The sequence below is a fragment of the Grimontia marina genome, from assembly GCF_900060185.1.
Classification (GTDB): Bacteria; Pseudomonadota; Gammaproteobacteria; order Enterobacterales; family Vibrionaceae; genus Enterovibrio; species Enterovibrio marinus.
Window position 1 is genome coordinate 1 of sequence record NZ_FIZY01000061.1, and the last position, 26,025, is coordinate 26,025.

General features: G+C 48.3%; 20 protein-coding genes. 11 read left to right on the top strand and 9 right to left on the bottom strand.

Translation table 11 applies throughout. From position 1 onward, the window contains the following. From GMA8713_RS21590 to clpA, 3 genes are all read left to right on the top strand, one after another. Positions 1-539, top strand: a 539-nt coding sequence (locus tag GMA8713_RS21590; RefSeq protein WP_062705098.1) for an IS3 family transposase, incomplete at its 5' end; no start/stop codon positions are given. A gap of 889 nt (positions 540-1,428) precedes the next feature. Beyond that, a complete protein-coding gene (gene clpS / locus GMA8713_RS21595) occupies positions 1,429-1,749 on the top strand; it encodes an ATP-dependent Clp protease adapter ClpS (RefSeq protein WP_062714160.1) in 321 nt (106 codons plus the stop codon). Between the two features lie 58 nt (positions 1,750-1,807). Then, positions 1,808-4,069: an ATP-dependent Clp protease ATP-binding subunit ClpA gene (gene clpA, locus GMA8713_RS21600; RefSeq protein WP_062714162.1), complete on the top strand. Its 2,262-nt coding sequence runs from the start codon at positions 1,808-1,810 to the stop codon at positions 4,067-4,069. A gap of 89 nt (positions 4,070-4,158) precedes the next feature. Here the strand turns inward: clpA and infA are convergent, their stop codons facing one another. The 7 genes from infA to ald all read right to left on the bottom strand — a co-directional run bounded on the left by infA (position 4,159) and on the right by ald (position 11,869). Beyond that, a complete protein-coding gene (gene infA, locus GMA8713_RS21605) occupies positions 4,159-4,377 on the bottom strand; it encodes a translation initiation factor IF-1 (protein WP_002539157.1) in 219 nt (72 codons plus the stop codon). Between the two features lie 205 nt (positions 4,378-4,582). After that, complete coding sequence (locus tag GMA8713_RS21610; protein ID WP_062714164.1) at positions 4,583-5,287, bottom strand: arginyltransferase; 705 nt, start codon at positions 5,285-5,287, stop codon at positions 4,583-4,585. Continuing rightward, a complete protein-coding gene (gene aat, locus GMA8713_RS21615) occupies positions 5,280-5,996 on the bottom strand; it encodes a leucyl/phenylalanyl-tRNA--protein transferase (RefSeq protein ID WP_062714166.1) in 717 nt (238 codons plus the stop codon). The genes GMA8713_RS21610 and aat overlap by 8 nt, the downstream gene beginning before the upstream one ends. Positions 5,997-6,049: 53 nt before the next feature. Then, a complete protein-coding gene (cydC, locus tag GMA8713_RS21620; RefSeq protein ID WP_062714169.1) occupies positions 6,050-7,771 on the bottom strand; it encodes a heme ABC transporter ATP-binding protein/permease CydC in 1,722 nt (573 codons plus the stop codon). Beyond that, positions 7,764-9,533 carry a heme ABC transporter permease/ATP-binding protein CydD gene (cydD, locus tag GMA8713_RS21625; RefSeq protein WP_062714170.1) on the bottom strand — a complete coding sequence of 590 codons (1,770 nt, stop codon included), beginning with the start codon at positions 9,531-9,533 and terminating at the stop codon, positions 7,764-7,766. Before cydD ends, cydC begins: the two co-directional genes overlap by 8 nt. A gap of 136 nt (positions 9,534-9,669) precedes the next feature. After that, the gene (gene trxB, locus GMA8713_RS21630) at positions 9,670-10,632 is read right to left on the bottom strand and encodes a thioredoxin-disulfide reductase (RefSeq protein ID WP_062714172.1); all 963 of its coding nucleotides are present in this window, start codon (positions 10,630-10,632) and stop codon (positions 9,670-9,672) included. Positions 10,633-10,753: 121 nt separating this feature from the next. Further along, complete coding sequence (gene ald / locus GMA8713_RS21635) at positions 10,754-11,869, bottom strand: alanine dehydrogenase (RefSeq protein WP_062714174.1); 1,116 nt, start codon at positions 11,867-11,869, stop codon at positions 10,754-10,756. A 165-nt stretch (positions 11,870-12,034) separates the two neighbouring features. Between ald and lrp the strand changes: the two genes are divergently transcribed. The 6 genes from lrp to GMA8713_RS21665 all read left to right on the top strand — a co-directional run bounded on the left by lrp (position 12,035) and on the right by GMA8713_RS21665 (position 20,866). Further along, positions 12,035-12,529 carry a leucine-responsive transcriptional regulator Lrp gene (lrp, locus tag GMA8713_RS21640; RefSeq protein ID WP_040528471.1) on the top strand — a complete coding sequence of 165 codons (495 nt, stop codon included), beginning with the start codon at positions 12,035-12,037 and terminating at the stop codon, positions 12,527-12,529. A gap of 264 nt (positions 12,530-12,793) precedes the next feature. Next, on the top strand, positions 12,794-15,595 hold the full coding sequence (locus GMA8713_RS21645; protein ID WP_062714176.1) for a DNA translocase FtsK: 2,802 nt from the start codon (positions 12,794-12,796) through the stop codon (positions 15,593-15,595). Between the two features lie 11 nt (positions 15,596-15,606). Then, a complete protein-coding gene (gene lolA, locus GMA8713_RS21650; RefSeq protein WP_062714177.1) occupies positions 15,607-16,203 on the top strand; it encodes an outer membrane lipoprotein periplasmic chaperone LolA in 597 nt (198 codons plus the stop codon). A 15-nt stretch (positions 16,204-16,218) separates the two neighbouring features. Beyond that, the gene (locus GMA8713_RS21655) at positions 16,219-17,553 is read left to right on the top strand and encodes a replication-associated recombination protein A (RefSeq protein ID WP_062714179.1); all 1,335 of its coding nucleotides are present in this window, start codon (positions 16,219-16,221) and stop codon (positions 17,551-17,553) included. Positions 17,554-17,711: 158 nt separating this feature from the next. Then, positions 17,712-18,998 carry a serine--tRNA ligase gene (gene serS / locus GMA8713_RS21660; protein WP_062714181.1) on the top strand — a complete coding sequence of 429 codons (1,287 nt, stop codon included), beginning with the start codon at positions 17,712-17,714 and terminating at the stop codon, positions 18,996-18,998. A 305-nt stretch (positions 18,999-19,303) separates the two neighbouring features. Next, complete coding sequence (locus GMA8713_RS21665) at positions 19,304-20,866, top strand: methyl-accepting chemotaxis protein (protein WP_062714183.1); 1,563 nt, start codon at positions 19,304-19,306, stop codon at positions 20,864-20,866. A 57-nt stretch (positions 20,867-20,923) separates the two neighbouring features. Here the strand turns inward: GMA8713_RS21665 and GMA8713_RS21670 are convergent, their stop codons facing one another. Continuing rightward, on the bottom strand, positions 20,924-21,736 hold the full coding sequence (locus tag GMA8713_RS21670) for a hypothetical protein (RefSeq protein ID WP_062714185.1): 813 nt from the start codon (positions 21,734-21,736) through the stop codon (positions 20,924-20,926). A gap of 227 nt (positions 21,737-21,963) precedes the next feature. Then, on the bottom strand, positions 21,964-24,000 hold the full coding sequence (gene metG / locus GMA8713_RS21675) for a methionine--tRNA ligase (protein ID WP_062714187.1): 2,037 nt from the start codon (positions 23,998-24,000) through the stop codon (positions 21,964-21,966). 217 nt (positions 24,001-24,217) lie between these two features. Here metG and apbC point away from each other — a divergent pair, with 217 nt between their 5' ends. Then, positions 24,218-25,312 (top strand): iron-sulfur cluster carrier protein ApbC, encoded by a 1,095-nt coding sequence (gene apbC, locus GMA8713_RS21680; protein WP_062714188.1) that lies wholly within the window; start codon positions 24,218-24,220, stop codon positions 25,310-25,312. A 279-nt stretch (positions 25,313-25,591) separates the two neighbouring features. Then, positions 25,592-26,025 (top strand): IS110 family transposase (locus GMA8713_RS21685; protein ID WP_198159450.1); only part of this gene is annotated, 434 nt, incomplete at its 3' end.

Here is a 26,025-nt window from a genome sequence, read left to right on the forward strand (position 1 = left end):
ACAAAGCACACAAGGTTTATCCCTACCTGCTGCGTGATATCGATGTCACTTATCCAAACCAAGCTTGGGCGATTGACATCACGTACATCCCCATGGCGAAGGGGTTCCTGTATCTGGTGGCCATTATCGACTGGTATAGCCGCAAAGTACTGGCTTGGCGCTTGTCGAATACGATGGATACAAGCTTTTGCATTGAGGCTCTCGAAGACGCACTGCAACACTACGGGCCGCCCGATATCTTCAATTCAGATCAAGGCAGCCAGTTTACTAGCGCTGAGTTTACTCAGAGATTAATCGACCATGATGTACGGATAAGCATGGATGGGAAAGGACGCTGGGTCGACAACGTGTTCATCGAGCGATTATGGCGTAGCTTGAAATATGAGGAGGTTTACTTAAAAGCCTATACCACCCCCCGAGAAGCTGAACTTGAAATCGGCCACTACATGGTGTTCTATAACGAAGAGCGTAACCATCAGGGACTCAATGACCTTACTCCTGATGAAGCCTACTTCGGCAGGCAAAGATACGCAGCATGAGCGGGATCAAACACTTAAAAAATTAGCTTGTGTGTCCAACCAATGGGGTCCACTTCTAACTGTACCAGTTGCCATGCGAAACATCCCTCTTGCATTCAAATTGCATAACTATAAGTAAAATCAACCTGTGCGATCACGTTACTCAGGAGTAAATGATGCAGTATGTTTTTACTTCAATTCCCACTCTAGTAGAAAGATTTAGACAGTCAAGCCTATGAGCCCTCATATAACAACATTTTAATAAAAATGGCTATTGTTCTGGCAGAAGGATGATAGGGGTATCATTTTTGTAAACAGGGTTTCATTAATTGGTCTAAAGTTTACTCAATAAGAGATTGATATATGGGGTTGATTTGCGACTCCATCAATGGATATATGTTTCATGGGTATTAGAGGTGAGCGTACTTCAAATAATATTCCCTTCAAAACTAGTAATTTGTCACTAAAATGCCCACTTGTGAATTGGTGTGTTGATACACCAATAAGCTTATATTTCCATTTGTGATGCCAAATCGCTAAACATTCATCTCAGAAATTAAGTTTTCATCTTTCGAGACGATTTTATAAAAGTGAGACTGAATAAAATTGACTTTCCTTGTATGGAAAATCTGACACTTGGGTTTTGCTAAATGCCAGATATTGAACTGAAATTGAATGGATATAACCTCGGTCTGGTTTTGATGGGCATGATCACTGCTAATTGTGTGGAGAAATAGCAGGCGATTGTGAACGGCCCGTAGCAATGAAACGGTTGCTGGAATACAATCTGTGGATTACGTTTTAAATAGTGGTAGAGATTCTTGTGTTTGATGTCTCAATCTATGATTCTGACGTATAAATAATTGTTTTATAAGAAACACTTGAGCTACCTTAAAGATTGTAATCCCTTATGAGCAAATTGTACGAATGGATAGTTCCGGATTCTGATGTAAAGGAAGCGGAAGAAACCAAGGTAAAACCACCATCATTATACAAAGTGGTATTGAATAATGATGATTACACCCCCATGGAGTTTGTAGTGGAGGTGTTGCAGCGGTTTTTTTCAATGGACATAGAGAAAGCAACACAGCTGATGCTTACGGTGCACTACGAAGGTAAAGCTGTTTGTGGCGTATTCACTGCGGAAGTTGCCGAGATGAAAGTCGCACAAGTAATGATGCATGCGAAAGAACATCAACACCCACTGCTGTGCACCATGGAGAAAGCCTAAGTCATAACCCTGGTTTTTCTCCGGCACGCCGTAATGTGGTATTTGAGGGAGGTGCCTTATGCTAAATAAAGAACTCGAAGCAAGCCTTAATGGGGCATTTGCAAGAGCACGTGAAAAACGTCATGAGTTCATGACTGTTGAACATCTGCTACTGGCGCTTCTGGAAAACGTCGCGGCTCGAGAAGCATTACTCGCCTGCCGTGCGGATCTCGATGCTCTGCGTACAGAGCTGGAAGCATTCATTGAACAAACCACTCCACTTATCCCTGTAGACGACGATAACCGAGAAACTCAACCAACCTTGAGCTTCCAGCGTGTCCTTCAACGTGCTGTTTTCCACGTGCAGTCTTCAGGTCGTAGTGAAGTCAGTGGTGCGAACGTATTGGTCGCGATTTTCAGCGAGCAGGAATCGCATGCAGCTTACCTTCTCAAGAAAAATGACATCAGCCGTTTGGATGTTGTTAACTTCATCTCACATGGCACAACCAAATCTTCCAGCAGCGATGAAGAATTGCCAGGGGCGGATTTGTCGTCTGACGAAACTGCCGTTGAAGGCGGGGAAGAGCGGCTCGAGAATTTTGCAACCAACTTAAATCAGTTGGCGCGTGTTGGTGGTATAGATCCATTGATTGGTCGCGACAAAGAATTGGAGCGCACCATTCAGGTGTTGTGTCGTCGTCGTAAGAACAACCCTCTGCTGGTGGGTGAGGCTGGCGTTGGTAAAACAGCTATCGCAGAAGGCCTGGCCTGGCGTATCGTAGAGGGTCAGGTTCCTGAGATTATTCAGAATTGCGTGATCTACTCCTTGGACATTGGTTCGCTGCTTGCTGGTACCAAGTATCGTGGTGATTTCGAGAAGCGCTTCAAGAACATACTTAAGCAGCTAGAAAAAGAAGACCACGCAGTACTTTTCATTGACGAAATCCACACCATCATTGGTGCAGGTGCAGCTTCCGGTGGACAGGTCGACGCCGCGAACTTGATTAAACCTTTGCTGTCGAGCGGTAAACTCCGTTGTATTGGTTCAACGACGTATCAGGAATACAGCAGCATCTTTGAGAAAGAGCGTGCATTGGCACGTCGCTTCCAGAAGATCGATGTGATTGAGCCATCTTTGGATGACACCACCAAGATTCTGATGGGCCTGAAACCCAAATACGAAGCTCACCACGAAGTGCGTTATACCAACAAAGCGATCCGTGCAGCGGTTGAGCTTTCGGCCAAGTATATCAACGAGCGTCATTTGCCAGATAAAGCGATTGATGTCATCGATGAAGCTGGTGCTCGCTGTCGTTTGGCTCCGGCCAGTAAGCGTAAGAAAACGGTTGGTGTGGGTGATATTGAGGCCATGATTGCTAAGATGGCACGCATTCCAGAGAAATCCGTGTCTTCAACCGACCGTGATGTTCTACAGTCGCTTGATCAGAAACTCAAGATGCTGGTCTTTGGCCAGGATGATGCAATCAGTGCGTTGTGCGAAGCGATTAAACTTAGCCGTGCAGGTCTTGGTGAAGAAAACAAACCGGTGGGTTCATTCCTGTTTGCTGGTCCTACTGGTGTAGGTAAAACCGAAGTTACAGTGCAGCTTGCCCGTGCAATGGGTATCGAACTTCAGCGCTTTGATATGTCTGAGTACATGGAGCGTCACACCGTCAGCCGTTTGATAGGTGCACCTCCGGGTTATGTTGGCTACGATCAGGGCGGTTTGTTGACTGACGCGGTTATCAAGCATCCACACTGTGTGGTGCTGCTGGATGAGATTGAAAAAGCTCACCCAGACGTCTTTAACCTGCTGCTGCAGGTGATGGATAATGGTACGCTGACCGACAACAATGGTCGTAAAGCAGATTTCCGTAACGTGATTCTTGTAATGACGACCAATGCCGGTGTGACTGAAACGGTACGCAAGTCTATTGGTCTGATCCAACAAGACCACAGCCATGATGCAATGTCGGAAATCAAGAAGGTATTTTCACCTGAATTCCGTAACCGCCTCGATAACATCATTTGGTTCAACCATCTTGATAAGAGCATTATTCTTCAGGTGGTGGATAAGTTCATCGTGGAACTACAGGCTCAATTGGATGCCCGTGGCGTGTCGCTGGAAGTGACCGACAAGGCCAAGTTCTGGCTGTCAGAAAAAGGTTACGATAAAGCGATGGGAGCACGTCCAATGGCGCGAGTCATGCAGGAGCATGTGAAAAAGAACTTGGCGAACGAACTGCTGTTTGGCTGTTTGGTCAATGGCGGAACGGTTAAAGTTGGCGTGAAGAATGACAAACTGACGTTCAGCTTCAGCGACGAAATGGAGCCAGCCTAAATATCAAACCGGACGCATTAGAGTCCGGTTTTGTAAAACGACAAAAACCCGGCGATTGCCGGGTTTTTTGTGTTCGCGAGACGTGAGGATTAGCGCGCGCGGAAGATGATGCGACCTTTAGACAGGTCGTAAGGCGTCATCTCAACGGTAACTTTGTCACCGGTCAGGATACGGATGTAGTTTTTACGCATCTTACCTGAGATGTGTGCAGTTACTACGTGGCCGTTCTCGAGTTCTACGCGGAACATAGTGTTTGGCAGGGTATCCAGAACGGTACCTTGCATTTCAATTACGTCTTCTTTTGCCATTTAATCCTCTTGGGCTACCGATCAGCCAATTTTTGACCGGCAGATAATGCCTTGATTGATTGAGTCTGTAAAGTTTAGGGGCGGAATTTTACCCCTTTGCATCCATACTGACCAGCAAAAATCGGCTATTGGTTAAGGTTTATGCATTTTTATGCCGGTTGGGTTGAAGAAAACCGAGAGGTAAACACGCCAGGAACTCTGTTGCCTAAAACTGCTCGCCATCTATCCAACTGCCGGCCACATAACGCTGGTGAGGTTTGAACTTTTGTTTGTAGTTCATCGCACTACAAGCATCGATTTGAAATCCAAGGTATAACCAAGGGATATCGCTTTTCCGGGCCTGTTCAATTTGCGCCAGAACACAGAGCGATCCCAATGACCAAGCGTGGGCGGGTTCAAAGAAACTGTAAATAGCACTATATCCGTGTTCTAACAAATCGGTGACGGCAATGGCGATAAGCTTTTCGTCCTCATAGAGGTGGAGGTATTTGGAGGTCTGCCAGTCGCTCTTCACAAAAGAACGAAAGTCCTCCTTGTTCGCCGGGTACATAGAGCCACTGCGGTGACGGGCTGAAATGTAGCGTTCGTAAAGAGAGAACCAATTCGTATCCATCTTGTCCTTAAATTCGACAGTAAGACGCTTCAGTTGGCTCAGGTGACGTTTTTGGCTTCTCGATGGAATAAATCCGTGTGTATCAACCCGAAGGGAGTGACAAGCTGTACAGGCGTTACAGTAAGGTCTGTAAATGTTGTTCCCGCTCCGGCGAAAACCGCTTTGCACGAGAAACCCATAGCCACTGTCGGTGTGAAGTTCGGGGTCGAGAACCACCGCAACCGACTCTTCATGACCGGCCAGATAGCTACATGCGGATGGAGCCATCACACCAATTCTTATCGATTGGCTAGACATGGTTGACGTCAATCCATTGTGAGCGGAACAGAGAAGCGTCAGTGATCTGGAGTTTCAGTTCACTGAGTAGCTGAGTAAAATCATGCCTCTGAACAGGTTCTGCGCCTAACGAAGCGAGGTGATCTGTCATCATCTGACAATCAATCAACTTCCCCCCGTGGTGCTGGAAATGCTCACAGAAATACCAAAGCGCTGTTTTTGATGCGTTGGTTTTCAGCGAGAACATGGATTCACCGCAGAAGAGTGAACCGACATTGACGCCGTACAAACCCCCAATCAACTCATCTTCCTGCCATACCTCGACACTATGAGCCGAACCAAGTTGGTGGAGGCGGATATAGGCTTCGCGCATTTCTGGTGTAATCCACACCTGGTTTTCGCCCCGGATTAGCGCGCAATGCTGAATGACCTGTTCAAACGCCCGGTTGATGGAAACCCGGTAGCCTTGTTTGCGCACATACTTTTTGAGGCTCCGGCTTGGCACAAAAGCAATGGGATCAATCACTGCCCGTTCCGCTGGTGACCACCAGAGCAACGGTTCATCTTCACCAAACCAAGGGAAGATGCCTTTTGAATACGCTACACGCAATCTTTCTGGCGATAGATCTCCGCCAATAGCCAACAAGCCATCGGGTTCTTCCAGTGCCGATGAAACGGGAGGGAAAAAGTCGGGGTTGTTGTCATCCAGTGGCGGCAAATAGATGGTCATATCACTTCTTTAAGGTAAAAAAAGGGAGCTAAGCTCCCTTTAGTTTAAACAGGTTATTGAATTCGTTGAAGCAGTTGGCTGTATCGACCGCCTGCTTCTTTCAGGGTTTGGTGAGAGCCCTGTTCGATAATTCGCCCTTCATCCATTAAACACACCTTGTCCATTTCGGTCAGCCCCACCAGACGGTGTGTAATAAACAATACGGTTTTCTCTTTGGTATGGTCGAGCAGCAAAGACAGGATTTGTCGCTCTGTTTTTACATCCAAACCTTCCGTAGGCTCATCCAGAAGCAGGATAGGCGCGTCTCGCAGCAGTGCTCTTGCAATGCCAAGGCGACGTCTCTCACCACCGGATAGCTGGCGACCGCCATCTCCTAGCCAGGTGTCTAGTCCCGGACCCTCCAGCAAAGCAGACAGACCAACTTGCTCGATGACGGAAGTTAGTTCTTCGTCCGATGCGTTGGGCTTCGCCATGTAGAGGTTGTGACGCACTGCGCCGTTGAACACATCAACGCGCTGGCTGACGACAGCAATGGAGCTTCTCAGAGCTGACTCACGCCAAGTATCCAAAGCGACGCCATCAATACAGATACTGCCTGATGATGGATCCCACGCACGGGTAATCAACTGTAGCAGGGTGGATTTACCGCAACCGGTTCGACCCAATAGCGCCACTTTTTCACCGACTTTCACGGACAGTGAAATGCCATTTACCGCTGGTTTTTCTGATCCGTGGTATGAGAAGGTCACATCATTGAAAGTGATATCTCCTTTGGCTGTGTTGTTGTGACCCATGGGATCAAACGGTGTTTCCGGCTCTGCCTCAATGATTTCGTTTAGACGCTTCGCTGATGTCATTGTCTGGCTCAGGTACTGGAATGCTCCGGCTACAGGCATCATCAATTCGAAGCTTGCCATAGTGGCAAATGCAACCATAGCGACATAAGGATTAGGCAGTTCGCCACCAATGCCATCAGCGGCCAACCAAAGCATAAATACCAGTGTCAGGCCATTGGCTGCCAGCAATACGCCATTTGCCAGGCCTGTAATACGCGCCATCTGTCTTTGTGATGACAAAAGACTTTGCTCTGCTTCTACTGCCGCGTCGCGATAACGATCAGCGGCGCCGAAGATTTGCAGTTCGGCATGACCCTGTAGCCAGTCGAGCAAAGAAATACGCAGTTGCGACTTGGATTGAGTGATTTCAATGCCATGTGACCTACCAAGGTGGTAGAACACCACAGGCAGCACCAACATTAGTGACAGCAAGATGCCACCAAGTGTGAGACCGATAACTGGATCAAACCAATACAGGAAACCACTAATACTCAAAATGCCCAGCACTCCGACAATCAGCGGGCTGACCAGACGAAGATAAACATGATCCATCGCATCCACATCCGCCACCAGACGGTTAAGGATATCGGCATCGCGCAGGTTTCCGACTTTACCTGGGATAAGTGGCGTCAGTTTCTCGAAGAAGAAGATCCGAAGGTCTGCCAGCAGCTTGAAGGTGGCATTGTGACTGACAACGCGCTCGCCCCAACGGCCAGCTGTTCTTGCGATAGAAAAGCCGCGCACACCTGCAGCTGGCAGCATGTAATTGAAGTTTGCTGTCGCCAGCAGGCCTGCGACTGCAGAAGCAGCAATGAACCAACCTGACAGGGTAAGCAAACCAATTGCAGCAGCCAGTGTCGCGAAAGATAACAGCATGCCAAGCGACAAGCCGAACCAGTGCTTTTTGTATAGTTTCAGGAAAGGAATCAAATCACGCATCGAGATCGCTCCTGTCAACAGCCTGGATCATCTCGGCGAAGACCCCTTCATGTTTCAGTTGTTCGAAGGTGCCTTGTTGCACCAGTTTACCCAGTTGCATCACCAGAATGTTGTCACATCCGCCCAAATGGTCGATGCGGTGGCTGACCAACAAAGAGGTGGTGTCTTTAGTGGCATGGTCGAGGCTTTCCATCACTAAACGTTCGCTGGACGCATCAAGGCTTGCTGTTGGCTCATCAAGCACCCAGAAGCGGCCTTCCTGAAGCAAAGCTCTGGCAACCGCGATGCGTTGTGCCTGTCCGACAGACAACCCAGATGCACGATCACCGACCGAGTGTTCCAGACCCTTCTCGAGTCGCTGGATAAACTCGTCAGCATAAGCGGCCCTGGTTACGCGTTGAATTTGCTCATTGGTTGCCATAGGAGCGGCTAGACATACATTGTCTTTCACCGAGCCGTGGAATAACTGTGGGTTCTGGCCCACCCAGCTTACCTGCTTGCGCCAGTAAGCTAAATCTACATTTTTTAGCTCCATACCATTCACGGATAGGCTGCCACGGTATGGTAAAAAGCCGAGAATCGCGTTAATTAAGCTGGTTTTACCTGTGCCACTTTGGCCAACAAGCGCGACCTTTTGACCTTCCCGAATCTCAAAGCTGATAGGGCCGGCGAGAACAACACCATCAGGGCTAAGAACTTCGAGATCGGTAGCCTTGATACTGATCGCTTCATCAGACACTTTTGCACTGCCCGACGCTTGGTGTTCTGGCGTCGAGTCGAGGAAATTGACAATGGATTCTGTAGCACCAATCGCTTGCGCTTTTGCGTGATAGAAAGTGCCCAGATCGCGCAGAGGCTGGTAAAACTCAGGGGCCAGAACCAGAACAAAAATGCCAGTAAAAAGGCTAATGCCGATACCGTAATGGCCGAAGTTCAGTTCTCCAATGTAACTGAAACCGAAATACACCGCGGTGATCGCAATAGATAGAGCGGTGAAAAACTCCAGCACAGCGGACGAGAGGAATGCCAGTCGCAGCACTTCCATGGTGCGTTTACGGAAGTCTTCTGAAGCGACGCGAAGGTGATTGCTTTCCGCTTCTGCCTGATCGAACAGGCGAATGGTAGAAAGGCCACGGAGGCGATCGTAGAAGTAACCAGAAAGTCGCTGTAGCGCTTTAAAATTGCGTCGGTTGGCATCAGCTGCCCCCATTCCTACCAGAGCCATGAAAAATGGCACCAATGGTGCGGTTACTAGGAAAATCAAGCCAGCCGCCCAGTTCAAAGGGAATACTGCAATCAGAATGATAAAGGGAATCAGAACAGCAATGGCCATTTGTGGCAGGTAGCGGGCAAAGAAGTCCTGCATCTCCTCAACTTGTTCGAGGATCAGGCTGGCCCATGTGCCTGCTGGTCTGCCCTGAATCGTTGCAGGACCCAGTTCATGGAGCTTATCGAGGATCAGTTTGCGGATATGAAGACGTACGGCTTCGCCTGCTCGGTAGCCGGCTTGCTCTTTACCCCAACTGCATAGGGCACGAATACACACAACGATACCAAGTGCGACAAAAGAGAGCCAAAGTTCGGATTTGTCGGCTTTCTCAATGATTAAGTCGTGGAGAATATTGGCGAGCAAAGCTGCTTGGGCAACAAGGAAAAGACCGGACAAGAAAGCCAGTCCGATGGCTGCCATCAGCCAGGTTTTGCCAAGCTTGCTTTGCCCATTGAGCCATTGGGAGAGCGATCGCTGTTTCTTTTTATCCATAGTACTTCATTGGTATTTTTATGTTACCGATACGATGAGCCTAGCAGGAGCGATCCCTGTGGTTAATATCGGTCTTTGGAAGGCTGAAATGGCAAAATGTTAGGCCCGCATATCAACGGGCCCTAACAGGGATGAATTACTGGGATTTAGCTTGTGCGTCAAGGAAACGCTCAGCATCCAGTGCTGCCATGCAACCTGTACCAGCAGAAGTGATTGCCTGGCGGTAGATATGGTCCATCACATCACCTGCAGCGAATACGCCTTCTACACTGGTTTGCGTCGCGTTACCTTCAAGGCCAGATTGCACTTTGATGTAGCCATTGTGCATGTCCAGTTGGCCTTCGAAAATGCCAGTGTTAGGCTTATGGCCAATAGCAACGAACAGGCCCATCACGTCCAGCTCTTCAGTTGTATCTGACTGAGTGTCTTTAATTCGAACACCAGTCACACCCATGTCATCGCCCAGCACTTCATCTAAAACGCGGTCAGTGTGCAGAACGATATTACCGTTCTCAACTTTATCCATCAGGCGGTTAACCAGAATTTTCTCTGCACGGAAGCTGTCGCGACGGTGGATCAGGTGAACTTCTGAAGCGATGTTAGACAGGTAAAGTGCTTCTTCAACAGCCGTGTTACCGCCGCCAATGACTGCCACTTTTTGGTTACGGTAGAAGAAACCGTCACAAGTTGCACACGCTGATACGCCACGTCCTTTGAAGTTTTCCTCTGATTCCATGCCCAGATACTGAGCAGATGCACCCGTTGCAATGATCAGTGCATCACAGGTGTATTCGCCATTGTCGCCTTTCAGGCGGAAAGGGCGCTGGGTCAGATCCGTTTCGTTGATGTGATCGAAGATGATTTCAGTATCAAACTTCTCAGCGTGCTCTTTCATGCGCTCCATCAGTGCTGGGCCAGTTAGACCTTCAGCATCACCCGGCCAGTTCTCAACCTCTGTCGTGGTCGTTAGCTGACCGCCCTGTTGCAGACCAGTCACCATGACAGGGTTCAGGTTAGCGCGCGCCGCGTAAACTGCAGCGGTGTAGCCAGCAGGGCCAGAACCTAAGATTAGAAGGCTTGCATGCTTTACGTTGCTCATTATTTCTCCGGGTGGATTTAGTGTTATGCAATAGTACCGATTGTAGGGAAATTGTAGAGTTAAAGAAAGGGCACCATGCGGTGCCCTTTATCGAAAAATGTTATCTGTTATTACGCTTGAGTTAGGCCAGTGTCGCCTTTGCGTCGACATATTCCAGATCAAATGCTTCCGCCACTTCACGGATGGTGACTTTACCGTCAATCACGTTGAGACCGTTCAGCAGGTTTTGATCAGAAAGCAGCGCGTCACGATAACCAAAGTTTGCCAGTTTCACGATGTAAGGGAGAGTGGCGTTGTTTAGCGCAAAAGTAGAGGTACGTGCAACAGCACCAGGCATGTTTGCCACACAGTAGTGAACCACGTCGTCGACAATATACGTTGGGTCGGCATGTGTTGTTGCTTTCGAGGTTTCGAAACAGCCACCTTGGTCGATAGCAACATCGACGACTGCTGCGCCTGCTTTCATGCGTTTGATGTGTTCAGCATTTACCAATTTTGGTGCTGCTGCACCAGGGATAAGTACTGCTCCGATGACCAAATCTGCGGCGAGAACGTGTTTTTCAAGAATTTCTTCTGTTGAGTATAAAACTTTTGCGCGTCCCTGAAACTCTTCGTCCAATGCACGAAGTGTGTCGATGTTGCGGTCTAAAATTGTGACATCTGCCCGCATTCCAACAGCCATTCGAGCTGCATTGGAACCGACCACACCGCCGCCTAACACCACGATTTTAGCGGGTTCAACGCCTGGAACACCACCCAGCAGCATACCGGCACCGCCGCGCGATTTTTCCAACGCCTGTGCACCTGCCTGAATAGACATTCGTCCTGCGACCTCTGACATCGGCGCCAAAAGTGGCAATCTACCCTTAGAATCTGTTACGGTTTCATAGGCTATACAGACAGCTTTGCTCTTGATAAGGTCTTGTGTCTGTGGAAAATCTGGTGCAAGGTGCAAATAGGTAAACAAAATTTGCCCTTCGCGAAGCATGGCACGTTCAACTGCCTGCGGCTCTTTAACTTTGACAATCATTTCAGCAGCTGCGAAGACATCTTCTGCAGTTGGAAGAATAGAAGCACCAGCCTTGATGTAGTCATCATCGCTGAAGCCGATACCCGCGCCTGCCTGGGACTGGACGTGAACAGTGTGGCCGTGGGATATCAGCTCGCGGACGCTGGCAGGGACCATGCCTACACGGTACTCGTGGTTTTTGATTTCTTTAGGTACACCAATGATCATCCTAAGTCCTCGCTTCTTTATAGAGTTATTGGCTGTTGTTTTGTGGTATTGTTGTATTTAGGGCTAGTATAGTTCGCCAAAAGCCGGATTTGATGCTAAATATATAAGATATGTTAAAAAAAATGGCATTTAACGTTGCAAGGAAGTAAAAAGGTGGAATAAAAAATGGTTGAAGCCAAAAAGAAACCCTCCAAGGAATTGGATCGCATTGACAGGAATATTCTTAATGAACTTCAGAAGGATGGACGTGTTTCAAACGTTGAACTTTCGAAGCGGGTAGGACTGTCGCCAACCCCATGTCTTGAGCGTGTTCGTCGCCTTGAGCGACAAGGGTATATCTCCGGGTATACCGCGTTATTGAACCCTCAATTTCTCGATGCGTCGCTGTTGGTATTTGTAGAGATTACTCTGAACCGTGGTGCTCCTGATGTGTTCGAACAGTTTAACAAGGCCGTTCAACAGCTTGAAGATATTCAGGAATGTCATCTGGTTTCCGGTGATTTCGACTACTTGTTGAAAACGCGCGTATCAGATATGTCTGCTTACCGTAAGCTGCTGGGTGAAACCCTGCTGCGTCTTCCTGGTGTTAACGACACCCGAACCTATGTGGTGATGGAAGAGGTGAAACAAACAAATCATCTGGTAATAAAAACGCGTTAACATACTCACAGCCCTCGGACAAAGAGGATTGAGATAAGTGTTATATTCTACAAACCGAGTAGCTTGCTGCTCGGTTTGTTTTTTTGTTTGGTGTACACTTTTGCAAAAGCAAGGGTTGTTAACCCAGTATTTGACCGTTATTGAAGAGTTTTTCGCCAAACGGGCATAGGCAATCATAATGAATTATAAAGCCGCTCTAATCATCCATAGTGCTGATGGGGTATGAAACGATTTCAGGGCTTACAGTTAGAAAGATAGGTGATAATGGAGTTCTTCTTGCGTCAGGAGCAGAAACAGGCAGACACCTCACGTCGATTGAACGGAAAACAACGTTTGAAAGAGAGCGCACTGATTATTGCGCTGCTGTCTGCTGTCTTTATCCTCGTATCTCTACTCAGTTACGATTCATCCGACCCATCATGGTCCCAAACTGCTTGGGATGGCCCAGTACAAAATGCTGCGGGTAATGCGGGTGCTTGGGTGGCGGATACCCTGTTTTTTGCGTTGGGTACGCTTGCTTATCCACTTCCTTTTCTCTTGCTACTTGGTGGTTGGGTTTTCTTCCGTCGCCGCAGTGAATCAGAACCACTGAACTACACCATTATGGCAACCCGAATCCTCGGTGTCGTGCTGCTGCTTTTAACCAGCTGTGGTTTAGCGGATCTCAACTTCGATGACTTCTGGTTCTTTTCATCCGGTGGTGTTGTTGGCGATGTACTAACAGAGCTTTCATTGCCCATGTTCAATCTACTGGGTACCACACTGGTGTTTATGTTCGTCTGGGCCGCCGGCTTTACTCTGTTTACGGGTATTTCTTGGTTGACGATTGTAGATACTCTTGGTGAGAAAACGCTGTCGGCCATCACTTGGCTGGTAAACCGTGCCCGTGGTGACAAACCACAGATGATTGGCTCAACCGTTGATACCTCTGAGCTGGAAGATGACATCGATGAATTGGATCCATTGTTCGCCAAGCCGCTTGAAAAAACGCCTGAGTTGGCTGATGTCTCGCGACTTAACGGAGCTCAGCGTGTAGATATCGCGGAAGAAAACCAGTCGGTCACTGCTCCACCAGTAATACATGCGACAATTGCGGCATCAGCAAAGCGCAAAGAGCCAGTGATGACAATGGATGCAAAAATAGATGAACATGTCATCGCGCCTGAGCCAAAGCCAGTTTTTGTCAGCAACAGTCAAGAAGCCGAGATAAATGATGACGCTGAAGTACTTGCTGAACCAGAGCAGGTCAACCTAACACTGATTTCGGAAACGGCTTCTGAAGAAACTTTTTCAGAAGAGAGCATGGCCGAGAGCGATGGAGCTCCTTGGGATGATGATGTCAACTTCGGTTCGACAGAGTCCGTTGTGATTGAAGAAGCACGTGAAGACATTGTGATTGGAAATACTGACGGGCTGTCTGAGCTTGACCGTGCGCAGGCAGAGTCGGTGATTCCAGATGAAGAAGAGGATCCTTTCCTCGAAACAATTCGTGAAGCGCAGAAAAATGCCGCTGGTGTTGTACATCCGTTCCTAGTCAAAGATGAACCGAACCTGCCGAAGCCGAAAGAGCCGCTGCCAACCATTGATCTTCTTAACCCACCACACAACACAGCAACCCGCGCATCGGATGAAGAGCTGCAGTATCAGGCCCGCTTGATTGAAACACGCCTTGAAGAATACAAAATCAAAGTCACTGTGAAGGGGATTTTCCCAGGTCCGGTTATCACGCGCTTTGAACTTGAGCTGGCACCGGGTGTGAAAGTCAGCCGTATCATGAGCCTGTCAAAAGACATTGCCCGTTCGCTTTCAACCAGTGCTGTTCGCGTTGTTGATGTGATTCCAGGCAAACCTTACATCGGACTAGAACTACCAAATACCAGCCGTGAAACCGTGTTCATGTCAGAAGTGGTGGCGAGTGAGCGCTTCCAGTCTTCGAAATCACCGCTGTCAGTCGTTCTGGGTAAAGACATTGCCGGTGAAGCTATTGTAACGGACCTTGCCAAAGCGCCACACATGCTGGTGGCTGGTACAACAGGCTCCGGTAAATCCGTCGGTGTAAACGTGATGATCGTCAGTATGCTCTACAAAGCAGGGCCTGAAGACGTTCGCTTCATCATGATTGACCCAAAAATGTTGGAACTTTCCGTCTACGAAGGTATCCCACATTTGTTGACCGAAGTGGTTACTGACATGAAAGATGCCGCCAATGCGCTTCGCTGGAGCGTGGCGGAAATGGAACGTCGTTACAAACTCATGTCTGCATTGGGTGTTCGAAATATTGCTGGCTACAACGACAAAATCCGCGAAGCCGCAGAAGCGGATCACCCTATCCCGGACCCGCTTTGGAAGCCGGGTGACAGTATGGATGAAACTGCACCTGTGTTGGAGAAACTGCCTTACATCGTGGTGATCGTCGATGAATTTGCAGATCTGATGATGGTGGTGGGTAAGAAGGTAGAAGAGCTGATTGCACGTCTTGCCCAGAAGGCACGTGCTGCGGGTATTCACCTTGTGCTCGCTACGCAGCGCCCATCTGTGGACGTGATTACAGGTTTGATTAAAGCAAACATTCCGACACGCATGGCGTTTACGGTATCAACCAAAACAGATTCCCGAACCATTCTGGATCAGGGTGGGGCGGAATCCCTGCTTGGTATGGGTGACATGCTGTTTATGCCCAATGGTTCAAACCATCCTGCGCGTGTGCATGGTGCTTTCGTTAACGATGATGAAGTTCACCGCGTGGTCAGCAACTGGAAAGCGCGTGGCAAGCCGCAGTACATTTCTGAAATCACCAGTGGTGATCAGGGTAGTGATGGCCTTCTGCCAGGTGAAGCACCGGAAGGTGGCGGCAGTGAAGAACTCGATCAGCTGTTTGACCAAGTGGTTGAGTTTGTGACCGAATCTCGTCGAGCTTCAGTCTCGGGAGTACAGCGCCGCTTTAAAATCGGTTATAACCGTGCCGCGCGAATTGTTGAACAGCTGGAAGCGCAGGGCATTGTCAGCCCGCCAGGCCATAACTCAAATCGGGAGGTGTTGGCACCGCCACCACCGCCAAGAGATTGATTGGAATAAGAATGAAAAAAATGTTGTTCTCTTTGCTGCTGGTAGCACCTGTAGTGTTTGCAAATCCGCAGCAAGAGCTGAATTCTCGCTTGTCAAAACTCAACAGCTTCACGGCAAATTTTGAACAAACGGTCACTAGTCCAGAGGGGGATGTGATCAGCGAAGGCGAAGGAAGTCTCGCCATGAAGCGCCCAAACCTGTTCAATTGGGAAACCGTGACGCCAGACGAAAACCACCTGATTTCAGACGGTGAAACACTGTGGTACTACAGCCCCTTCATTGAACAAGTCACAGCTATGCGGCTGGATGATGCGACTTCACAGACGCCATTTGTTCTGCTGACCCGCAACAATCCAAGCGATTGGGAAAACTACAACGTGGAGCAGGATGGCGATACTTTCACTTTGTCTCCAAAAGAAGCCTCAAATTTGGGTGAGTTTGTTGTTAGTGTGAAACCTGATGGCAAAATTACCGAATTTGCCGTGGTGGAGCAGGACGGACAGCAAAGTCGCTTTGCACTGGATGACGTAAAGAATGTCACTCCGAAAGCGTCACTGTTCAGCTTTACTGTTCCGGAAGGTGTTGAGCTGGATGACCAGCGACAGTAATCAGAGAAAGCTAATTTGAGTAACCTCAGTCTGGATTTTGCGGACGACTTTCGCCCCTTGGCCGCGCGTATGCGGCCAACTAACCTCGCCGAATACATAGGCCAAAAACATCTCCTCGATGAAGGCAAACCTCTGCGCCGTGCTCTCGAAAGCGGGCAGCTGCATTCGATGATCCTTTGGGGGCCGCCTGGAACAGGTAAAACCACGCTGGCAGAAGTCGCCGCAGGTTATGCCAACGCAGAAATTGAACGGGTATCTGCAGTCACATCCGGTGTAAAAGACATTCGCCTTGCGATAGATAAAGCTAAAGAAAACCAATTGGTCGGCAGACGGACGATTCTGTTTGTTGACGAGGTGCATCGCTTCAACAAAAGCCAGCAGGATGCCTTTCTGCCGCATATTGAAGATGGCACCATCACCTTTATCGGTGCAACGACGGAAAACCCGTCATTCGAGCTGAACAACGCACTCCTCTCAAGAGCGCGAGTTTACAAGCTCAAATCTCTTGATACTGACGATGTGTTGGAAGTGATCGATCAGGCACTGTCTGACAACGAGCGTGGACTGGGTGGTGAAAAACTAGAATTCGCCGAGGGTGTCAAAGCGCAATTGGCTGATTTCACCTCTGGTGATGCTCGAATGACGCTGAACTATCTGGAACTGTTGTCAGACATGGCAGAACCAGACGCCAGTGGTAAGAAGCTGATCACCTTGCCTTTGCTCGCCGAAGTAGCCGGAGAGAAGATTGCACGCTTTGATAACAAGGGTGATCTCTGGTACGACCTAATTTCCGCCTTTCACAAGTCGGTCCGTGGTTCTGATCCAGATGCTGCCTTGTATTGGTACGCCAGAATCATCACCGCTGGTGGTGACCCGCTCTATGTTGCCCGTCGTCTGCTCGCCATTGCCTCTGAAGACATTGGCAATGCGGATCCGCGTGCAATGGAAATAGCCATTAACGCCTGGGATTGTTTCACCCGCGTCGGACCGGCAGAAGGCGAACGTGCCATTGCGCAGGCAACGGTTTACATGGCATGTGCAGCAAAGAGTAATTCAGTTTATGTCGCATGGAAAGCGGCATTACGTGATGCCAAAATGCACCCTGATTATGAAGTGCCAAACCACCTTCGCAATGCGCCAACGACTCTGATGAAAGAAATGGGGTATGGTGATGGGTATCGATATGCCCATGATGAGCCAAATGCGTATGCCGCAGGTGAGAGCTATTTCCCTGAAGAAATGAAAGGCACACGCTACTACCAGCCAGTGAATCGCGGAATGGAAATCAAAATTGCAGAAAAGCTGGCGTTTCTTGAGCAGTTGAATGCAAATAGCCCTCGAAAACGCTAGGAAATAAAGGTCAATTTGGGTATTGTTTTACCCAATAAATGTGGTGATTAAAGTCACCCATCTCAGGAAGAAAAATCCTTTCAATTTGACGTTGCCATAATAGTGCGTGGCAGCGTCAACTTCTTTTAAGGCACTGTTTAACGATTCACAGGATTAACATGCTGGATTCAAAACTACTTCGTACCGAGCTGGACGCAACAGCTGAAAAACTGGCACGTCGTGGCTTCAAGCTTGACGTTGACACTCTCCGCAATCTGGAAGAAAAGCGCAAATCGCTGCAAGTACGCACCGAGGAGCTGCAAGCTGAGCGTAATGCGCGATCCAAGTCCATCGGTCAGGCGAAGGCGAAAGGTGAAGATATCCAGCCACTGCTGGCAGCGGTAGAAAACCTGGGCGACGAGCTGGACAAAGCGAAAGCGGAACTGACAGACCTTCAGGAACAACTGAACGATATCACTATGGGTGTGCCAAACATCGCTGATGATGCAGTGCCAGTAGGTAAAGACGAATCTGAAAATGTAGAAATCTCAGTCTGGGGCGAACCTAAAACTTACGATTTTGAAGTCAAAGATCACGTTGATCTGGGCGAGCTGACCGGCGGCCTGGATTTTGCCAGCGCAGTGAAACTGTCTGGTTCACGTTTCATTGTGATGAAAGGTCAGATGGCGCGCCTACACCGTGCAATTGCACAGTTCATGCTGGATCTTCACACCACTGAGCACGGATACACTGAAATGTATGTGCCATACCTGGTGAATGCAGACAGCCTGTTCGGTACTGGTCAACTACCTAAGTTTGGAGAAGACCTGTTCCACACCCAGCCTGCGACCGAAGAAGGCGTGGGTATGTCTCTGATCCCAACTGCTGAAGTGCCGCTGACCAACATGGTTCGTGACACTATCGTGGAAGAAGCTGACTTACCAATTCGCATGACCGCTCATACGCCTTGTTTCCGTTCTGAAGCGGGTTCTTACGGTCGTGATACCCGTGGTCTTATCCGTATGCATCAGTTCGATAAAGTCGAATTGGTACAAATCGTGAAGCCAGAAGATTCAATGGCGGCACTGGAAGAACTGACCGGTCACGCTGAAAAAGTTCTGCAACTTCTGAATCTGCCTTATCGTAAAGTAATCCTGTGTACTGGTGACATGGGCTTCGGCTCTGCTAAGACTTACGATTTGGAAGTGTGGGTACCAGCACAAGCTACTTACCGTGAAATTTCATCTTGTTCAAACATGGGCGATTTCCAGGCACGCCGTATGCAAGCACGCTTCCGCCGTAAGGCTGAGAAGAAGCCAGAGCTACTTCATACCCTGAACGGCTCGGGTTTGGCTGTTGGTCGTACCATGGTAGCTATTCTTGAGAACTACCAGTTGGAAGATGGCCGTATTGAAGTCCCAGAAGTACTTCGCCCTTATATGGGTGGCTTAACTCATATTGGATAAAGTTGATTTTTACAAAAAAGCCGGCCCTTTTGGCCGGTTTTTTATAAATCAAAAAGCAAGTTCTAATTGCTGTATTGATATTTATGCTTATAAGTTCAAATAGGCAGTCAGCATTATGATTATTATTCCAATTCTTGGACTGATGTCACTTATGTTTCATATTTTAAACATTATATAAATCAAAGAGTTAAAGTCGGGTTTGTTTGAATGATGGTTATATGGCCGCAACCTTCTCTTTTGGCGTCAATTTATTCTACTACTATTACTAATTAGAAATTGTCGCAACTAAGAAAAGGTCGTTTCGTATGCGAGTCAATAATCCTGTGACGGATAAAGAAATAAAGTTCCCTGCCGATTACAACTTGCTCTCCACTACAGACACGCGCGGTATTGTGAAATACGCAAGCAGAGACTTCTGCGAAGTAGCAGGCTACACACTCGATGAGATTGTTGGGCAACCACATAATTTGGTTCGCCATCCTAGTATGCCGCCCGCAGCCTTCCAAAATATGTGGGACTTTATCAAAGCCGGAAACAATTGGATGGGCTTGGTAAAAAACCGAACTAAAGATGGCGATTACTATTGGGTTAATGCGTTCGCGTCGCCAATCAAACAAAATGGGCAGATTGTTGAGTTCCAGTCTGTTCGTACCGTCCCGGATCGCAAAGCTGTTGAGCGCGCAGAAAAATTATATCCTCTACTGCTTGCAGGAAAGACGCCGTCGGCTCTGAAAATGCCACGCTTAAGGATGTGGCAGCGAGCGTCAATGTGGTTTGTTCCAGGCCTTATCTTGTCTGGTGCAGTGGGCTTCTTTACCGGCTTTGCGGCCGCAGTTGCTATACAATTTTTCTTCTCGATCATTATGATGTTTATGCTTACGCGCCGGCTTGAAAACGTCACCAAGTTGGCGAGAGAGGCGTATGACAATCCGCTAATGGAATATCTTTACAACGGTGCCATTGACGATGTTTCCGAAATCGAGTTGGCATTGAAGATGAGAGCCGCTGAGATCAACGCTGTGGTAGGTCGGATCCTCGATGGTAGCGACCAAGTCCTTGCTTCTGCAAGTACGGCAAAAGAGAACGGTCAGCGAACAACGAGTAACCTCGAAAACCAAAATGCAGAAACCGAGCAGATTGCAGCGGCGATTAATGAAATGTCTGCAACCGCGAACGATATGTCAGACAATACCCAAAGTGCTTCGGATGCAGCAACAGAAGCTCAGGATGCAACGCTTACCGGTATGGAGACGGTAGGGCAAACTGTTGATGCTATTCAAAACCTTGCTAAGCAATTGAGCGATGCTTCGAGCGTGATATCTGAGTTGGAAGAACATGGCAAACGTATCGGTTCAGTATCTGACGTCATCCAAGGGATTGCAGAACAAACTAACCTGTTGGCACTGAACGCGGCGATTGAGGCAGCACGTGCTGGAGAACAGGGACGTGGCTTTGCCGTGGTTGCGGACGAAGTTAGGGCACTGGCTCAACGAACACAGGAGTCAACGTCTGAAATTCAAGATGTGATTTCACTTATCCAGAACGGAACGCAACAAGCGGTAGATGCAATGGCGCGTGGTACGACTCTTTCTGAAGAATGTGTGACCAGTGCCGAAAAGGCTGGTGACGCTCTTCGCCGCTCACAGACGCTGGTTTCAGACATTAATGACCGAAACCATCAGGTCGCGACAGCAGTTGAAGAGCAGGCAGCGGTATCAAACGAAATGAATGGCAATATCCAGTCTGTTTCAGAGCTCTCTCACCAATCTTTGAATATAGCGAAAGAAACGGTGGAAGAGGCTCAAGGTTTGGTCGATGCACTGACTTCCCAGAAACAACTTGTTGCTCAGTTCCGACGTGTTGGTTAACAAACGCTAGATAGCAGAAAGGTCAGCCCAGGGGCTGACTTTTTTTTGGCAGATTGTTTAACCAGTCTTCACTGTAAGGGCTTTGATGCCTGGTGTTGCTTTAACTGGCTCACTGTCTGATGTACGGACGATGAGTTCGCGGTCAAAAAGATGCAAAAGAATAACGCTTAAATCCTGACTGATTTTAATCAGTGAGGATGCGGGAATTTCTTCTTCCGTTGAGCGGATAACGGAGTCAAAACGGTTATCTACGCGATCAAAGGCCAGTGTTGCATCGCCACTCGACATCAAAGAAAGTTGGTGCATGCGTTTTTGCAAAATACGGCTTTGTAAGTTTACTGATTGCCATGCAGCTGTTTTGCCTTCAGCCAGACGCATTACGGCTTGTTCATAACGAAGTTGCGCTTCTTTGGTATCAATCCATGTTTGCCAGAATACTTGATATTCTTCATAGGTTGCATCAAGTGTCCCTTCTGCCAAATATGAACGGGTGACTTCATCGATAATGTAAATCAGATGGTCTGATGCTCTGTGATGAATGGCATACCAACCTGCTTTTGACTGGTTTGGTAGCGATGACAGCACTTGTTCCATTCTCGATTTCAACACGCGGAATAAAGGTCGCTGAGGATTATTACATTCGTCCAGTAACTGCTCGCAAAATTCCTCGATCTCTATGCGAGCTTTGCTGGCCTGAGGTGACTGGGGACACCGAATATAGCGGGTGTTGTGGTCGTGAAGCATCCAAAGTAGTGAACGAAGATCGCTGATTTGCGAGCGGTAGTGGTCGCGTCGGGACTTCTGTGAGCTCGACAGACCTTTCGTCATGCGAACTAACCAGTTTGGAGTGATGATAGATAATAGTGCCATAACTTGTTCCTCTTTCCTGAGTGCCTGAACAAGTGGTGCAGTGTGTATGCCAATTTATATTTCATTTAAAAACAATGTGTTATGTTTTTCTGTCGAATTTTATGAGCGACAATGGAGCAGAATCTAACCAACTTGGTGCGAAAGTGTGATGAAGGTCGCTAAAGTGTTCTCTTGGATGCACAAACAAAAAAGGAGCACCAAGCCCCTTTTTTGTTTTCGCGTCGTGATTACATCACACGCATACCAGCTTGTGCACCCTCATGTGGCTCAAGCAGCCAAAGATCTTTGCCACCTGGGCCAGCAGCCAGAATCATGCCTTCTGACATGCCGAACTTCATCTTGCGTGGTTTCAGGTTAGCCACTACTACTGTGAACTTGCCAACCAGATCTTCTGGGTTGTAAGCGGACTTGATACCAGAGAATACCTGACGGGTCTCACCACCAATATCTAGCTGAAACTTCAGCAGCTTGTCAGCTTTTGGCACAGATTCACAAGAGACAATCTTTGCAATACGCAGATCCACTTTCGCAAAGTCACCGAACTCGATTTCATCCGCAATAGGCTCTTCTTCCAAAGGACCTTTAGCTTTTTCAGCCACCGCTTTCTCTGCTGCTGCATCCTCTTTAGACGCTTCGACCATCTCTTCAACCTTCTTCGGATCGATACGGCTGAAAAGTGCTTTGAATGCTTCAACTTTATGAGCAGTCAGTGGCGTTGCAATACCCTCCCATCTCAGGGTTTCGTTCAGGAATGCTTCTGAGCGCTCAGCCAGTTCTGGCATGACTGGTTTCAGGTAAGTCATCAACACGCGGAACAGGTTGATGCCCATGGTACAAATAGCCTGAAGCTCAGCGTCTTTGCCTTCTTCTTTCGCTACTACCCAAGGTGCTTTCTCGTCGACGTACTGGTTTGCTTTGTCAGCCAATGCCATGATTTCACGGATAGCACGGCTGAATTCACGATTTTCGAACAGCTCGCCAATACGGCCCGCAGCAGAAGTAAACTCTTCATAGAGCGCTGGCTCTGCACATTCAGCAGACAGCATGCCGTCGAAGCGTTTTGCAATAAAACCTGCGTTACGAGATGCAAGGTTAACCACTTTGTTTACGATGTCAGAGTTAACACGCTGAACGAAATCTTCCAGATTCAGGTCAAGATCGTCGATGCGGTTATTCAGTTTGGCTGCGTAGTAGTAACGCAGGCATTCTGGATCCAGGTGTTTCAGGTAAGTGCTCGCCTTAATGAAAGTGCCTTTCGACTTCGACATTTTCGCGCCATTAACGGTCACATAGCCATGAACGAACACGTTGTTTGGCTTGCGGAAGCCAGCGCCTTCCAGCATGGCTGGCCAGAACAGGCTGTGGAAGTAAACGATGTCTTTACCAATGAAGTGGTAAAGCTCAGCGTCGCTGTCTTTGTTCCAGTATTCGTCGAAATCGACATTGCCATTCTTATTACAGAAGTTCTTGAATGAACCCATGTATCCGATTGGCGCGTCCAGCCATACATAGAAGTATTTACCTGGCTCACCCGGGATTTCAAAACCGAAGTAAGGTGCGTCACGAGAAATGTCCCACTGCTGCAGGCCAGACTCGAACCACTCGTTCATTTTGTTCGCCATTTCTTCCTGCAACGCACCAGATTTGGTCCAAGCTTTAAGCATGTCTTCAAACTGTGGAAGGTCAAAGAAGAAGTGAACAGAATCTTTCAGTACAGGAGTGGCACCACTTACCGCTGACTTAGGGTTGATTAGTTCAGTTGGGCTGTAGGTTTCACCACAGTTATCGCAGTTGTCACCATACTGATCTTCAGACTTACATTTCGGGCAGGTACCTTTTACGAAACGGTCTGGCAGGAACATTTCTTTCTCAGGGTCAAACAGCTGAGAAATAGTGCGGCTATTGATGTAGCCCTTGTTCTTCAGTTGGGTGTAGATGTATGACGCCAGTTCGCGGTTTTCTTCGCTGTGCGTGCTGTGGTAGTTGTCAAAACTGATGTCAAAGCCCGCGAAGTCCTCTTCGTGTTCTTTCTGCATCTCAGCGATCATAGCTTCAGGCTCGATACCCAGTTGCTGGGCTTTCAGCATTATTGGCGTACCGTGTGCGTCATCTGCACAAATAAAGTTAACAGTATTGCCACGCAGGCGCTGATAACGTACCCAGACGTCTGCCTGAATATGCTCGAGCATATGACCCAAATGGATAGAGCCATTTGCATAAGGCAGGGCACAGGTAACCAGAATTTTACGTTGGTTTGCAGCCATAATTTAGATAGTTCGCTTTTGACAATTGAATCGAATGAATGGCGCAAATCTTACCTGATCAGGCCCAGAAAACCTAGGGGCTGATAACGTTTGAAGTGTCCGAGAGACGGTGAAAATGGTTATCAACGACAGTATCGAATAACCCTTATGCTTAAAGGGTGTGAAATAGTAAAAAATTCATTAGGCTAGATATATATACCATTTGGAGATGTTTCCTATGTTTATCGGCCTCAACAAGAATTCCAAGCCAGACCTGAATACAGTTAAAGCCTTCCTTAATCAATTTACCCATAGCTCTCTTGTTGAGGGTTGGGCAGATAAGCAAGGCTTCGTAACCCAAGCCAAAAGTGGCGACATAACCGTAACGTTTCCGTTTGCTTCGGCAGGTTTGATCGAAGAACTACGGGGTTGGATTGAAAGGCAAAAAGTTGCGGGTGAAGATGCCCCCGAGTTAGCTATCAGCCAGAAAGTCGCTCCTCTGAAAGCCAGCGAAAAGCCCCTGATTAAGGGCGTGAAGAACGTTATTGTTGTCAGTTCAGCCAAAGGCGGTGTGGGTAAGTCGACGACATCGGTGAACCTAGCGCTGGCTCTCAGGGCTCAAGGTGCCAAAGTGGGTATTTTAGATGCAGATATCTACGGCCCTTCACTTCCCATCATGCTGGGTACCAAGGGTAGGCAGCCAACGACATTGGACGGTAAAACCATGGAGCCGATTGAAGCACATGGCCTTTTCAGTAATTCCATTGGTTATCTGGTGCCGGATGAAAATGCCATGGTGTGGCGTGGACCAATGGCGTCAAAAGCTTTCTCGCAGCTGGTCAACGAAACGCATTGGCCAGACGTGGATTATCTAGTGGTGGATATGCCACCGGGCACGGGCGATATTCAATTGAGTTTGGCTCAGCAGTTTCCAGTGACGGCAGCAGTTGTGGTTACAACACCGCAGGATTTGGCGTTAGCTGATGCGATCAAAGGTGTAGCTATGTTCGAGAAGGTCGCGGTTCCTGTTCTCGGGGTAGTGGAAAATATGAGTTACCATATCTGCAGTCAGTGTGGCCATCACGAACCAATATTTGGTCAGGGTGGGGCAGAAAAGATGGCAACGGAGCATGGTTTGTCACTTTTGGCACAAGTCCCGCTTCATATCAGTATTCGTGAGGATATTGACGCTGGTGCGCCGACTGTTGCCAGCAAGCCGGAAAGTGAGCATTCGGAGGTGTACCTGGCTTTGGCAGAGAAGGTGGCAAGTCAGTTGTTCTGGCGAGGAGAGCCCGTGGCAGAACAAATATCAATCACTACGCTCGGTGAATAGCAAATAGCATACTGACAAGTTTTATACCCAAACGACCTGAAGATGCTGGCATTGATGGCCTCCCTTCGGGCGAGTTGACTGACGCCGTGCTCTTAGTTGTTCCTTTTTGATGGAGATGACTACATCAAAAAGGAACGCCGCGATCACAACGTCAGTCAATCTCGCTGAATCCTGCATCTTCAGGTCGTTTGATGAGATGGTCTCCTCCTACTCCAGTCCGGCGTCATAATGCGCCAAGATAGAAGTGTTATCGACTATCTAGATAAGCAGGAGAAGACCATGAACAAGTGTAAAACGCTCGGTATCGATTTGGCAAAAAATAGCTTTTACCTCTTCGTGTTAAACCAGCAGGGAAAGCCCATCGGTAAGAAGAAACTGAGCCGGAGCCAACTCCTGCGGTACTTGGCTCAGCAAGAGCGCTGCATTGTCGCCATGGAGGCTTGTGCTTCTGCCCACTATTGGGGGCGTGAGATTTCGCTGCTAGGGCATGACGTTGAGTTGTTACCTCCTCAGCATGTCAAAGGGTATCTGCGGGGGCAGAAAAATGATTACAACGATGCACAGGCCATCGCAGAGGCTAGCGTTCATGGAGCCATCCGTCATGTTGCAGTAAAAAGCGTGGAGCAGCAGGATGAACAGACCTTCCTACAGATGCGGCGACACCTTTCGTCTGAGCGGACGCGTTTGCTCAATCACATTCGTGGGCTGCTGGG

What these genes read in the sequence shown, in the direction of transcription:
- trxB (WP_062714172.1), bottom strand. Translation starts at nt 10,632, where the DNA reads ATGAGCAACGTAAAGCATGCAAGCCTTCTAATCTTAGGTTCTGGCCCT.
- clpA (WP_062714162.1), top strand. Translation starts at nt 1,808, where the DNA reads ATGCTAAATAAAGAACTCGAAGCAAGCCTTAATGGGGCATTTGCAAGA.
- metG (WP_062714187.1), bottom strand. Translation starts at nt 24,000, where the DNA reads ATGGCTGCAAACCAACGTAAAATTCTGGTTACCTGTGCCCTGCCTTAT.
- ald (WP_062714174.1), bottom strand. Translation starts at nt 11,869, where the DNA reads ATGATCATTGGTGTACCTAAAGAAATCAAAAACCACGAGTACCGTGTA.
- serS (WP_062714181.1), top strand. Translation starts at nt 17,712, where the DNA reads ATGCTGGATTCAAAACTACTTCGTACCGAGCTGGACGCAACAGCTGAA.
- lolA (WP_062714177.1), top strand. Translation starts at nt 15,607, where the DNA reads ATGAAAAAAATGTTGTTCTCTTTGCTGCTGGTAGCACCTGTAGTGTTT.
- lrp (WP_040528471.1), top strand. Translation starts at nt 12,035, where the DNA reads ATGGTTGAAGCCAAAAAGAAACCCTCCAAGGAATTGGATCGCATTGAC.
- apbC (WP_062714188.1), top strand. Translation starts at nt 24,218, where the DNA reads ATGTTTATCGGCCTCAACAAGAATTCCAAGCCAGACCTGAATACAGTT.
- cydD (WP_062714170.1), bottom strand. Translation starts at nt 9,533, where the DNA reads ATGGATAAAAAGAAACAGCGATCGCTCTCCCAATGGCTCAATGGGCAA.
- clpS (WP_062714160.1), top strand. Translation starts at nt 1,429, where the DNA reads ATGAGCAAATTGTACGAATGGATAGTTCCGGATTCTGATGTAAAGGAA.
- infA (WP_002539157.1), bottom strand. Translation starts at nt 4,377, where the DNA reads ATGGCAAAAGAAGACGTAATTGAAATGCAAGGTACCGTTCTGGATACC.
- aat (WP_062714166.1), bottom strand. Translation starts at nt 5,996, where the DNA reads ATGACCATCTATTTGCCGCCACTGGATGACAACAACCCCGACTTTTTC.
- GMA8713_RS21645 (WP_062714176.1), top strand. Translation starts at nt 12,794, where the DNA reads ATGGAGTTCTTCTTGCGTCAGGAGCAGAAACAGGCAGACACCTCACGT.
- cydC (WP_062714169.1), bottom strand. Translation starts at nt 7,771, where the DNA reads ATGCGTGATTTGATTCCTTTCCTGAAACTATACAAAAAGCACTGGTTC.
- GMA8713_RS21610 (WP_062714164.1), bottom strand. Translation starts at nt 5,287, where the DNA reads ATGTCTAGCCAATCGATAAGAATTGGTGTGATGGCTCCATCCGCATGT.
- GMA8713_RS21665 (WP_062714183.1), top strand. Translation starts at nt 19,304, where the DNA reads ATGCGAGTCAATAATCCTGTGACGGATAAAGAAATAAAGTTCCCTGCC.
- GMA8713_RS21670 (WP_062714185.1), bottom strand. Translation starts at nt 21,736, where the DNA reads ATGGCACTATTATCTATCATCACTCCAAACTGGTTAGTTCGCATGACG.